Source organism: Gemmobacter caeruleus (genome assembly GCF_008271655.1).
In the GTDB taxonomy this organism is placed as follows: Bacteria; Pseudomonadota; Alphaproteobacteria; order Rhodobacterales; family Rhodobacteraceae; genus Gemmobacter; species Gemmobacter caeruleus.
Window position 1 is genome coordinate 243805 of sequence record NZ_VKKX01000022.1, and the last position, 11197, is coordinate 255001.

General features: G+C 66.4%; 14 protein-coding genes. All 14 read left to right on the forward strand.

Translation table 11 applies throughout. The features are described 5' to 3' along the window. Positions 1-5 precede the first annotated feature (5 nt). The 14 genes from FOA17_RS08130 to FOA17_RS08190 all read left to right on the forward strand — a co-directional run bounded on the left by FOA17_RS08130 (position 6) and on the right by FOA17_RS08190 (position 11197). Positions 6-692 carry a site-2 protease family protein gene (locus tag FOA17_RS08130; RefSeq protein WP_149140968.1) on the forward strand — a complete coding sequence of 229 codons (687 nt, stop codon included), beginning with the start codon at positions 6-8 and terminating at the stop codon, positions 690-692. Positions 693-769: 77 nt separating this feature from the next. Continuing rightward, the gene (locus FOA17_RS08135) at positions 770-1225 is read left to right on the forward strand and encodes a universal stress protein (RefSeq protein ID WP_149140969.1); all 456 of its coding nucleotides are present in this window, start codon (positions 770-772) and stop codon (positions 1223-1225) included. 13 nt (positions 1226-1238) lie between these two features. After that, positions 1239-1706, forward strand: a complete 468-nt coding sequence (locus tag FOA17_RS08140) for a DUF2867 domain-containing protein (protein WP_149140970.1) — start codon at positions 1239-1241, stop codon at positions 1704-1706. Positions 1707-1792: 86 nt separating this feature from the next. Continuing rightward, positions 1793-1945, forward strand: coding sequence for a hypothetical protein (locus tag FOA17_RS19715; protein WP_162528190.1), 153 nt, complete (start codon positions 1793-1795; stop codon positions 1943-1945). A 174-nt stretch (positions 1946-2119) separates the two neighbouring features. Continuing rightward, a complete protein-coding gene (locus FOA17_RS08145; protein WP_149140971.1) occupies positions 2120-2683 on the forward strand; it encodes a NifU family protein in 564 nt (187 codons plus the stop codon). Next, a complete protein-coding gene (gene tsaB / locus FOA17_RS08150; protein ID WP_149140972.1) occupies positions 2673-3281 on the forward strand; it encodes a tRNA (adenosine(37)-N6)-threonylcarbamoyltransferase complex dimerization subunit type 1 TsaB in 609 nt (202 codons plus the stop codon). The genes FOA17_RS08145 and tsaB overlap by 11 nt, the downstream gene beginning before the upstream one ends. Then, entirely contained in the window at positions 3278-3694 is a 417-nt protein-coding gene (locus FOA17_RS08155; protein WP_149140973.1) for a GNAT family N-acetyltransferase, read from the forward strand. Before tsaB ends, FOA17_RS08155 begins: the two co-directional genes overlap by 4 nt. A gap of 146 nt (positions 3695-3840) precedes the next feature. Beyond that, positions 3841-4845 carry a BMP family lipoprotein gene (locus FOA17_RS08160; RefSeq protein ID WP_149140974.1) on the forward strand — a complete coding sequence of 335 codons (1005 nt, stop codon included), beginning with the start codon at positions 3841-3843 and terminating at the stop codon, positions 4843-4845. 5 nt (positions 4846-4850) lie between these two features. Next, a complete protein-coding gene (locus tag FOA17_RS08165; protein WP_149140975.1) occupies positions 4851-6422 on the forward strand; it encodes an ABC transporter ATP-binding protein in 1572 nt (523 codons plus the stop codon). Next, entirely contained in the window at positions 6419-7555 is a 1137-nt protein-coding gene (locus FOA17_RS08170) for an ABC transporter permease (RefSeq protein ID WP_149140976.1), read from the forward strand. Before FOA17_RS08165 ends, FOA17_RS08170 begins: the two co-directional genes overlap by 4 nt. A 14-nt stretch (positions 7556-7569) precedes the next feature. Beyond that, entirely contained in the window at positions 7570-8535 is a 966-nt protein-coding gene (locus tag FOA17_RS08175; protein ID WP_149140977.1) for an ABC transporter permease, read from the forward strand. 1 nt (position 8536) lies between these two features. Then, a complete protein-coding gene (locus tag FOA17_RS08180; RefSeq protein ID WP_149140978.1) occupies positions 8537-9334 on the forward strand; it encodes a purine-nucleoside phosphorylase in 798 nt (265 codons plus the stop codon). Positions 9335-9533: 199 nt separating this feature from the next. After that, positions 9534-10457, forward strand: a complete 924-nt coding sequence (locus FOA17_RS08185) for a sulfite exporter TauE/SafE family protein (RefSeq protein ID WP_149140979.1) — start codon at positions 9534-9536, stop codon at positions 10455-10457. Beyond that, positions 10454-11197 (forward strand): TIGR02186 family protein, encoded by a 744-nt coding sequence (locus FOA17_RS08190; protein WP_149140980.1) that lies wholly within the window; start codon positions 10454-10456, stop codon positions 11195-11197. Before FOA17_RS08185 ends, FOA17_RS08190 begins: the two co-directional genes overlap by 4 nt.

Sequence of the window (11197 nt, forward strand, 5' to 3'; positions counted from 1 at the left end):
CTGTGTTGGAGGCCAATCTCTTTACCTTTCGCGGCCTGTTCGGCGTGCCGGTCGAGGTGCGCCAGTCGGCGGGGCTGCTGTTCTTGATGATGGCCACCTTTTCGGTCATGCGCGGGGGCGGCATCTTCTTTACGGTCGTGATCTTCGGGATGCTGTTCCTGTCGGTCTATCTGCACGAGCTGGGCCATGCCTGGGGCTGCCGCGTGCAGGGCGTGCCGGTGCGGCGCATCGTGATCAGTGCGGGCGGTGGCTTTTGCGAACACCAGCGCAGCACCAACCGGCAGGACGAGTTGATCGTGGCCATGGGGCCGATCGTGAACCTCGCGCTCTGGGCGATCTGCGGGCTGGCGGTGCAGGGCCTGTATCGGCTGGGGCTGGCCAGTCCGTCCTGGGTGCCGATGGCGATGACGCTGCTGCCTTGGCTCAGCTTTGCCGCTATGCTCAACCTGTTCCTGTTCTTTTACAACATGGTGCCGGTGCAGCCGCTGGACGGGGGCAAGCTCTTGCAATCGGGCTTGCGCCGCCTGTTGCCGGCGGGCCAGGCGATGCGGGTCACCGGCGCGATCGGCGTGGTGTTCTGCGTGCTGTGGTTTCCCGGCCTGATCTGGGTGTTCTTCACGACGGGGTGGCTGTTGTTCTTCATCCCGTCGCTGGCGCTGCATCTGGCGATGATGCGCGGCGCATGGCGCTGAGCCGCCGCGCGCGCCTCACAAGGCTGGACAAACCTTGTCCGGCCGGTTCATGATCCCCCGCGACAGGAGAGGGCGAGATGCGCAAGTTTCTGGTTGTGCTGGATGACAGCCGCGAATGCCTCAATGCGATGCGCTATGCCGCGCTGCGGGCGGCGCATACCGGGGCGGGCGTGCAGATCCTGTCGATCATCCCGCCCGAGGAATTTCGCCACTGGATCGGCGTTGCCGATCTGATGCGGGCCGAGGCGCGCGAGCGGATCGAGGCACATTTCGAGGTCTTTGCCAAATGGATGCGCGACCGGCAGGGGGTGAACCCCGAACTCGTGATCCGCGAGGGCGATCCGGCGACCGAGATTCTGGATCAGGTGAAGGCCGATCCGTCCATCGGCGTGCTGGTGCTGGGCGCCGGCACCGAGAAATCCGGGCCGGGGCCGCTGGTCACCACGCTCAGCCGTAACTCCGGTTCGCTGCCGATCCCGATTACCATCGTGCCGGGCGACATGTCGAAGGAACGGCTTGAGGCGATCACCTGACGGGGGCCGGGGTATGACACGGCTGGTCGCCCCGCTCGGGCAGTTGGATTACCACGCGGTGCAGCGCGTGACGCTGGCGCGCCGGCTTGACCCGGTCGAGGCCTGGAACCGCATCATGACCGATCCGCTGCCGGGGCTGAAACTGGCCTTCCGCTTGCGGGACGCGATCTCGGCGCGGTTCGGGGTGGCACGGATCGGCGGCTTTTCCGGCCGGCCGATGGGGCCGCCGCGGCCGGGCGACCGGATGGATTTCTTTCTGGTCGAGGGGGTGGGCCCGGACGAGCTGGTGCTGACCGCGCGCGACCGGCATCTGGATGTGATGATCACGGTCGAGACGGCGGGGCGCGATCTGTCGATCACCGCCTCGGTCGTCACGCATAACCGCTTTGGCCGGGCCTACATGCTGCCCGTCGGGCCGGCGCATCGGCTGATCGTGCGCTGGATGCTGGCGCGGCTGCGGCGCGCCGTCGCGCGGGACTGAGGCTTCCGTTACGGCAGGCTGGCTTTTTGCTGCATTGCAGCATATAGTATGTGTGGGGAGGGAGACATGACCGAAAGGCTGATCCCATGTTCCTGCGTGCCGTGAAAACCCGCAAGGCCGATCCCGTCGAACCTGCGAAAGACGCGACGCCGGCCTATTACACGCCTGAAATCGAGACCAAGAAACTGCGCGAACTGTCGGTGATCGAGCAGATGTATGGCTATTGGACCAATGACTGATGGCCGCAGCGCCGGGCTGTTGACAGGGCGTTGACCGGGCGCTTGCCTTGACTTCGGGGGGCGGCGGGCGCATATCCACAGCGACCCGCCGCCATCTCGCGGCTGACTGCCCTGCCGCCATCCGGCGGCTGACCGCCCCGCCGCCGTCCGGCGGCAGACCGCCCGGAGGAAACGATGTTCATCCAGACCGAATCCACGCCGAACCCCGCGACGCTGAAATTCCTGCCCGGCCGCGATGTGCTGGAATTGGGCACCGCCGATTTCCCCAGTGCCGAGGCCGCCTCGAAAAGCCCGCTTGCCGCGCGTATCTTTGCGGTGACCGGCGTGCAGGGCGTGTTCTTCGGGTCGGATTTCGTGACCGTGACCAAGGCCGAAGCGGCGGAATGGGATCATATCAAGCCCGGCATCCTGGGCGCGATCATGGAACATTACCAATCCGGCGCGCCGGTGATGGGGGGCGAGGCGCCGCAGGGCGGCCATGCCAGCAACCACGCCGCCGAAGACGAAGATATCGTGCGCCAGATCAAGGAATTGCTGGATACCCGCGTGCGGCCCGCCGTGGCGCAGGATGGCGGCGACATCACCTTTCACGGCTTTGATCGCGGCATCGTCTATCTGCACATGCAGGGCGCCTGCGCCGGCTGCCCCTCCTCGACCCTGACGCTGAAGATGGGGATCGAGAACCTGCTGCGCCATTACATCCCCGAGGTGACCGAGGTGCGCCCCGTTGCCGCCTGAGACGGTTCTGGCCTTCGACACATCGGCCGCGCATTGCGCGGCCGCTTTGCTTTTGCCCGATGGCCGGGTGCTGAACCGGCTGGAGCCGATGGAAAAGGGCCAGGCCGAACGCCTGCTGCCCTTGCTGGAGGACGTGCTGGCCGAGGGCGGCACCCTTTGGCGTGACCTGACCCGCATCGGCGTCGGCACCGGGCCGGGCAACTTCACCGGGGTGCGGCTCTCGGTCGCGGCGGCGCGGGGGCTGGCGCTCGGTCTTGGCATTCCGGCGATCGGCGTCACCCGGCTGGAGGCGCTGGCCCATGGCCTGCCCCGCCCGCTGCTGCTGGCCGAAGACGCGCGGCGCGACGAGGCCTATGTTCAGGGCTTTGACCTGCCGGGGCAGGAAACCGCCCGCCTCATGCCGCGCGCCGCCCTGCCCGCCGCGCCGCATCGCAGCGGATCGGCCTTTGCCGACGGGCTGCCCCCTGCCCTGCCGCTGGCCGAGGCGATTGCCCGCATCGCCGCGACCCGCGCCCCCGGCGCGCGCCCTGCGCCGTTCTATCTGCGCGGCGCCGATGCAGCCCCCCCCGCCGATCCGCCGCCCGTGATCCTGCCATGACCGCGCCCGACGCGCTGGCCGCGCTGCATGCGCGCTGCCTCGACACCCCGCGCCCCTGGACGGCGGCGGAATTCGCGGGCTTCCTGGCCGATCCGACCTGTTTCCTGCTGGGCGATGCGACGGGGTTCCTGCTGGGGCGCGCCGTCGCCGGCGAGGCCGAGCTGCTGACCCTTGCCGTCGCCCCCGAGGCCCGGCGCCGCGGCATCGCCCGCGCCCTGGTCGCGACATTTCTGGCCGAGGCCGCCGCGCGCGGGGCCGAGACCGCCTTTCTGGAAGTGGCCGCCGACAATGCCCCCGCCGAGGCGCTGTATCGCGCCGCCGGATTCGCACAGGCCGGCCGGCGGCGCGGCTATTACGCCCGCCCGCCGCAACCGCCGCTGGATGCGCTGGTGATGGCGCGGCCGCTGCGCTGAAATCTTGACCAAAAGATCAACGCCGCCGCAACCGCCCCGCGATTCCATCTTGACCGCTTGGGCCATTCCCGCCCTAATCCGGGGCACAACCCCGCCCCGGCAACCGCCGGGCGGCGAAAAAAAGTAACGATAACCGGGAGATTTCCATGACCCTGACTCAAACCCTGCTCGGCGCGGCGGCAACCCTGGCGCTGACTTCGGCCATGGTTTCGGCCGAACCGGCCGTGATCTACGATCTGGGTGGCAAATTCGACAAATCCTTCAACGAGGCCGCCTATAACGGTGCGAAGAAATGGGCCGAGGAAACCGGCGGCACCTTCAAGGAACTGGAAATGCAATCCGAGGCGCAGCGCGAACAGGCGCTGCGGCAACTGGCGGAATCGGGCGCCAACCCGGTGGTGACCACGGGCTTTGGCATGTCGGATCCGATCGCCGCCGTGGCGCCCGACTATCCCGATACCAAATTCGTGACCATCGACGGCTGGGTCGATCCGGCCACCAATCCGAACGTGCTGTCGATCGGCTTTGCCGAACATGAAGGGTCGTATCTGGTGGGCATGCTGGCCGCGATGGCCTCCAAGACCGGCACCGTCGGCTTTATCGGCGGCATGGACATTCCGCTTATCCGCAAATTCGGCTGCGGCTATGCGCAGGGCGTGATGGCGGCGAAACCCGATGCCAAGGTCGTGCTGAACATGACCGGCACCACCCCCGCCGCCTGGAACGACCCGGTCAAGGGCGCCGAGCTGACCAAGGCGCAAAAGGGCCAGGGCGCCGACGTGATCTTTGCCGCCGCCGGGGGCACCGGCATCGGTGTGCTGCAAGCCGCCGCCGATGAAGGCATCCTGTCGATCGGCGTGGACAGCAACCAGAACCACCTGCATCCGGGCAAGGTGCTGACCTCGATGCTCAAGCGCGTCGATGTCGCGGTCTACAATTCGTTCAAGGCCGGCGAGGCGCTGGAGACTGCGCCGCAGGCGCTCGATCTGAAATCCGAAGGCGTGGGCTACGCCATGGATGACAACAACGCAGCCCTGATCACGCCGGAAATGAAGGCCGCCGTGGATGCCGCCGCCGAAAAGATCAAGTCGGGCGAACTGGTCGTGCATGACTACATGTCGGACAATACCTGCCCGGCGGCGACGTTCTGATCGCCATGGCGGGGGCCAACGAGACGGGGCGGCAGGCATCTGCCGCCCCCTTCGCCATCGAACTGAAAGGCATCTCCAAGGCCTTCGGTCCGGTTCAAGCCAACAAGGACATCTCGATCCAGGTCGCCAAGGGGTCGATCCACGGCATCATCGGCGAGAACGGCGCCGGCAAATCCACGCTGATGTCCATTCTTTACGGGTTCTACAAGGCCGATAGCGGCGAGATCCTCATCAACGGCCGCGTCACCCCCATCCCCGACAGCCAGAGCGCCATCCGCGCCGGCATCGGCATGGTCTTCCAGCATTTCAAGCTGGTGCAGAATTTCTCGGTGCTGGAGAATATCATTCTCGGCGCCGAAGACGGCGCGATGCTGGCGCCGTCACTTTCCAAGGCCCGCAAGGTGCTGGACGATCTGTCGCGCGAATACGAACTGGATGTCGATCCCGATGCGCTGATCGAGGATCTGAGCGTGGGCCACCAGCAGCGGGTCGAAATCCTCAAGGCCTTGTATCGTCAGGCGGAAATCCTGATTCTGGATGAACCGACCGGCGTGTTGACCCCGGCCGAGGCCGACCACCTGTTCCGCATCCTGCGCGGGCTCAAGGATCAGGGCAAGACCATCATCCTGATCACCCACAAGCTGCGCGAGATCATGGAGATCACCGATACGGTCAGCGTGATGCGGCGCGGCCAGATGACCGCGACGGTCAAGACCGCCGAGACCAGCCCCGAACAACTGGCCGAGCTGATGGTGGGCCGCAAGGTGCTGTTGCAGGTCGAAAAGGCCCCCGCCCAGCCCGGCCGCACCATTCTGGAGGTCGAGAACCTGCGCGTGAAGGACGATCAGGGGGTCGAGCGGCTCAAGGGCATCAGCCTGACCATCCGCGCGGGCGAGATATTGGGCATCGCGGGTGTCGCCGGCAATGGCCAGTCGGAACTGCTGGAGGTGCTGGGCGGCATCGCGCGCGCCACCGGCAGCGTGCGCATGAACGGCCAGCCGCTTGACCTGACCGGCCGCCATTCCGACGGGCAAAGCCGCCGCGCCGATGGCATCGCCCATGTGCCCGAGGACCGGCAGGTGCTGGGTCTGATCATGGATTTCACCGCCTGGGAAAACGTGGCCTTCGGCTATCACCACGCGCCGGAATTCCAGAAGAACGCGCTGATCATGGATAATGCCGCGATCCGCGCCGATTGCGAGGCCAAGATGGCCACCTTTGACGTGCGCCCGCCGATCCCGACGCTGGCCGCCAAGAATTTCTCGGGCGGCAACCAGCAAAAGATCGTCGTCGCGCGCGAGATCGAGCGCAATCCCGACCTGCTTCTGGTGGGTCAGCCCACGCGCGGGGTCGATATCGGCGCGATCGAATTCATCCACAAGCAGATCGTGGCGCTGCGCGACGCGGGCAAGGCGGTGTTGCTGGTCTCGGTCGAACTGGACGAGATCATGAGCCTGTCGGACCGCATCGCCGTGATGTTTGACGGTCGCATCATGGGCGAACGCGACCCCGAAACCACCAATGAACGCGAGTTGGGCCTGTTGATGGCCGGCATCACCGGGGGAGACGCGGCATGACCAAATTGCCAACCTGGGCGGATGTCGTTCTGGTGCCACTGATCTCGTTGCTGCTGGCGGCGCTGGTCTCGGCGCTGGTGCTGCTCGCCATCGGGCAAAGCCCGGTCGAGGCGCTGAGCGTGATGGTCAAGGGCGCGATCATGTCGCCCTATGGCTGGGGCTATACGCTGTATTATGCCACATCCTTCATCTTCACCGGCCTGTCGGTGACGGTGGCCTATCATGCGGGGCTGTTCAACATCGGCTCTGAAGGACAAGCGCAACTGGGCGGGCTGGGGGTGGCGCTGTGCTGCCTGTTCCTGCCCTGGCCGCATTGGTCGCTGGCATTACTGGGCGCCATGGCGGCGGCGGCGCTGTTCGGGGCGGCCTGGGCGGCGGTGCCGGCCTATTTGCAGGCCCGGCGCGGCAGCCATATCGTGATCACCACGATCATGTTCAACTACATCGCCGCCGCGCTGATGATCTATCTGCTGGTCGATTTCCTGCGCCCGCAAGGCAGCATGGACCCGGCCTCGGCGCGGTTCCCGGCGGTGGTGTCGCTGCCGAAATTCCATGAACTGCCGCTGATCGGCGATTTCTTCCTGCGCTATACGCCCGACGGTCAGGTGCGGCTCAATCCGCAGGGCCTGCCGATGTATCAGAAGGTGCCGGCCAATATCAGCTTCTTCCTGGCGATCCTGGCCTGTATCGGCACCTGGATCCTGCTGTGGCATACCCGGCTGGGCTACATGATCCGCGCCTTTGGCAAATCGGAAAAGGCGGCGCGCTATGCCGGGATCTCGGCGGTGAAGATCACCATGATCACCATGCTGATCTCGGGCGCGCTGGCCGGCATGATGGCGATCAACAATGTGATGGGCCAGGCGGAACGGCTGTTGCAGAACTCCGCCGAGGGGGCGGGCTTCATCGGCATCGCCGTGGCGCTGATGGGGCGCAATCATCCGATCGGGGTGTTTCTGGCGGCGATCCTGTTCGGCTTTCTCTATCAGGGGGGCGCCGCACTCGGGCTGGAGACCACGATCCCGATCGAATTGCGCATCGTCGTGCAGGGTCTGGTGATCCTGTTCACCGGCGCGCTGGACCAGATGGTGCGCATGATGCTGGGCGTGTTCTTCCGCCCGCGTCAGGCGTGAGAGGGGGCTGAGCCATGGATTACGCAACGCTTCTTCAGATGCTGGACACCACGCTGCGACTGGCAACGCCCTTGCTGTTTGCCTGTCTCGCCGGGCTTTATTCGGAACGCGCGGGCGTCTTCGATATCGGGCTGGAAGGCAAGATGCTGATGGCCGCGATGTGCGCGGGATCGGTCGCCTATCTGACCGGCTCGGTCTGGCTGGGCATGCTGGCGGCGATTGGCGGGTCGCTGATCTTTGCGCTGGCGCATGGGCTGGCCTCGATCACCTTCCGGGGCAATCAGTTGATTTCGGGGGTGGCGCTGAACTTTGTCGCCTCGGGCATCACGGTGCTGGTGGCGCTGGCGCTGTTCGATCAGGGCGGGCGCACGCCCCCGCTGGAGGGGGGCGCGCGGATGGCCGAGATCACCCTGCCGCTGGCCGAAACGCTGCGCGGCGTGCCGGTGCTGGGGCCGTTCTATGCCGATGTCGTCTCGGGGCATCCGATCCTGGTCTATGTCGGACTGCTGATGGTGCCGGCGACGTGGTGGCTGCTGTTTCGCACGCGGTTCGGCCTGCGGCTCCGCGCCGTGGGGGAAAACCCGGCCTCGGTCGATACGGCGGGCGTGTCGGTCAAGCGGCTGCGCTTTGCCGCCGTACTGATCGCGGGCGTGCTGTGCGGGCTGGCGGGGGCCTATATGGCAACCGGGCTGCAAGCCGGTTTCGGGCGCGAGATGACGGCGGGGCGCGGCTATATCGCGCTGGCGGCGCTGATCTTTGCGAAATGGCGGCCCTGGCATGCGCTTTGGGCCTGTCTTCTGTTCGGGTTTTTCCAGTCGCTCGCGCTGCGGCCGGATGTGCTGGCCAATATCGGGCTGAAAATCCCGGTACCGGCGCTGGACGCGCTGCCCTATGTGCTGACGGTGATCGTGCTGGCCGGGCTGGTGGGCAAGGCCATTCCGCCCCGCGCCGGGGGCGAACCCTATGTGAAGGAGCGCTGAGATGTCGGTCACCGATCTTGTGTCGCTGGTGCAGGCGCGGGCCGGTGCCGCGCCGGTGCGGCTGGGGCTGATCCTCGGATCGGGCCTTGGCCACCTGGCGGGCGCGGTGGAGGGGGTCTCGATCCCCTATGCCGACCTGCCGGGATTTCCGCATGCGGGCGTGTCGGGGCATAATCCGAACCTGGTGATCGGCACGCTGGAAGGGGTGCGGGTCGCGGTGTTCGGCGCGCGGGAGCATTACTACGAAAACGGCAATCCGGCGGCGATGCGGCCGGCACTGGAACTCCTGAAGGCGCTTGGCGCCGAGGCGCTGATCGCGACGAATGCCGCCGGGTCGCTGCGCCGTGACATCCCGCCGGGCGATCTGATGTTGCTGTCTGATCACCTGAATTTCTCGGGGCTGAACCCGCTGATCGGCGAACGCACGGATGCGCGCTTCGTGCCGATGGGGGGCGCCTATGACGCGGATCTGCGCGCCCGGTTGCGCGCGGCGGCCGAGGCGGAGCATGTGACCCTGCCCGAAGGGGTCTATACCTGGTATTCCGGCCCCTCGTTCGAAACGCCGGCCGAGATCCGGGCGATCAAGATCCTGGGCGGCGACGCGGTCGGCATGTCCACGGTGCCCGAGGTGATCCTGGCGCGGTTTCTGGGGCTGCGGGTGGCGGCCATCTCCACCATCACCAATATGGCGCAGGGCATGTCTGACGAACAGATCAGCCATGAACATACCAAGGCCATGGCACCGCTGGGCGCGGCCAAGCTGGAACGGATCCTGCGCGCCTTCCTGCGGGGGCTCTAGGCGTCGCGCGGCGCAGGGGGCCTTCTGCCCCCTCTGCCCTGCGGGCATTCACCCCCGAGGATATTTGGGAACAGATGAAGCGGCATTCGCCGGCGCCACGATCACAAATGACGGAAATCTGCGGGCAAGCGACGGATGCGGGTTTGACAAGGCGCCGCGCTGCGGCAATGGATGGGAAAAACCCCATGCGAGCAAGGCCATGCAGCTCTACCTCCCGATTGCCGAGGTTGCAGTCAACGCCTATGCGTTGATCGGTATCGGCGGGCTGGTGGGGTTCCTGTCGGGCCTGTTCGGCGTGGGGGGCGGGTTCCTGATCACGCCGCTTCTGTTCATGATCGGCGTGCCGCCGGGGGTGGCGGTGGCCACGGGCGCCAATCAGGTCGTGGCCTCGTCGATTTCAGGCGTGCTGGCGCAGCTCAAGCGCAAGGCGGTGGATTTCCGCATGGGCGCCGTGCTGCTGGCCGGCGGCCTGATCGGATCGGCGATCGGTATCTGGGTCTTTGCGCGGCTGACCGCCATCGGGCAGGTCGATCTGTTCGTGCAACTGGCCTATGTGCTGTTTCTGGGCGTGGTCGGCGCGATGATGATGCAGGAGAGCCTGCGCGCCCTGTGGCGGGCGCGGCGGGCGGGGGCCGCGCAGATCCGGCGGGCGCATGTGCATACCTGGGTGCATGGCATGCCGCTGAAGATGAAGTTCCGCGCCTCGGGTCTTTATATCAGCGTGATCCCGCCTTTGACGATTGGTGCCTTTGTGGGCTTTCTGTCGGCGGTGATGGGGGTGGGCGGCGGCTTCATCATGGTGCCGGCGATGATCTATCTGCTGGGGATGCCGACCAAGGTGGTGATCGGCACCTCGCTGTTCCAGATCATCTTCACCACGGCCTTCACCACGGTCATGCATGCGGTTTCCAGCCAGTCCGTCGATATCATGCTGGCGCTGCTGCTGATCCTGGGCGGCGTGGTCGGCGCGCAGTTCGGGGCGCGTTTCGGGGTGCGGCTCAAGGCCGAGCAGTTGCGCATCCTGCTGGCGGGGATGGTCTTGCTGGTCTGTTTCAAGGTGGCGCTTGATCTGGTGCTGACCCCGGCGGAGCTTTACTCCATCGCGCCGATGGCCCTGCCATGAAGCGTCTGATCCTCGCCCTTTTGCTGCTTCTGCCCCTGCCCGGCGCCGCCGAGGAGATCGTGGCAGGCCTGTCGCAATCCTCGGTCTCGATCACCGCCGATTATGCGGGATCGGAGATCCTGATTTATGGGGCCGTCAAGCGCGAGGCGCCGATCGCGCCGGGGCGCGGCTTGCGGGTGATCATCACCGTCGAAGGCCCGCGCCTGCCCATCGTGGTGCGCCGCAAGGAGCGCAGCTGGGGCATCTGGATGAATGACGACCGGCTGCGCCCCGGCCCGGTGCCCAGCTTTTACGCGGTGGCGAGTTCGGCGCCGCTGGATGTCGCGCTCTTGCCCGAGGAAGATCTGCGCCGGGCCATCACCCTGCCCCGCATCCTGCGCGGCGAGGACAATACCGCCCAGCCCTTTCTGGATGCGGTCGAACGGATCGGCCGCGCCGAGGGGCGGTATTTCGTGCAGGAAAACAGCATCGCCCTGACCGAGGAGACCTTGTTCCGCACCGATGTCGGGCTGCCCTCGGATCTGACCGAGGGGAATTACACCGTGCGTCTGTTCCTGACCCGCGAGGGCCGCGTGATCGACGAGGTGAAGCGCACGATCTGGGTGCGCAAGGCGGGGCTGGAGCGGTTCCTCTATGAAGCCGCGCATCAATGGCCGCTGCTTTACGGCCTTGCCTCGCTGATGCTGGCGGGGTTGGCGGGCTGGGGGGCGGCGGCGCTGTTTGCGCGGCTGCGCTGGTGA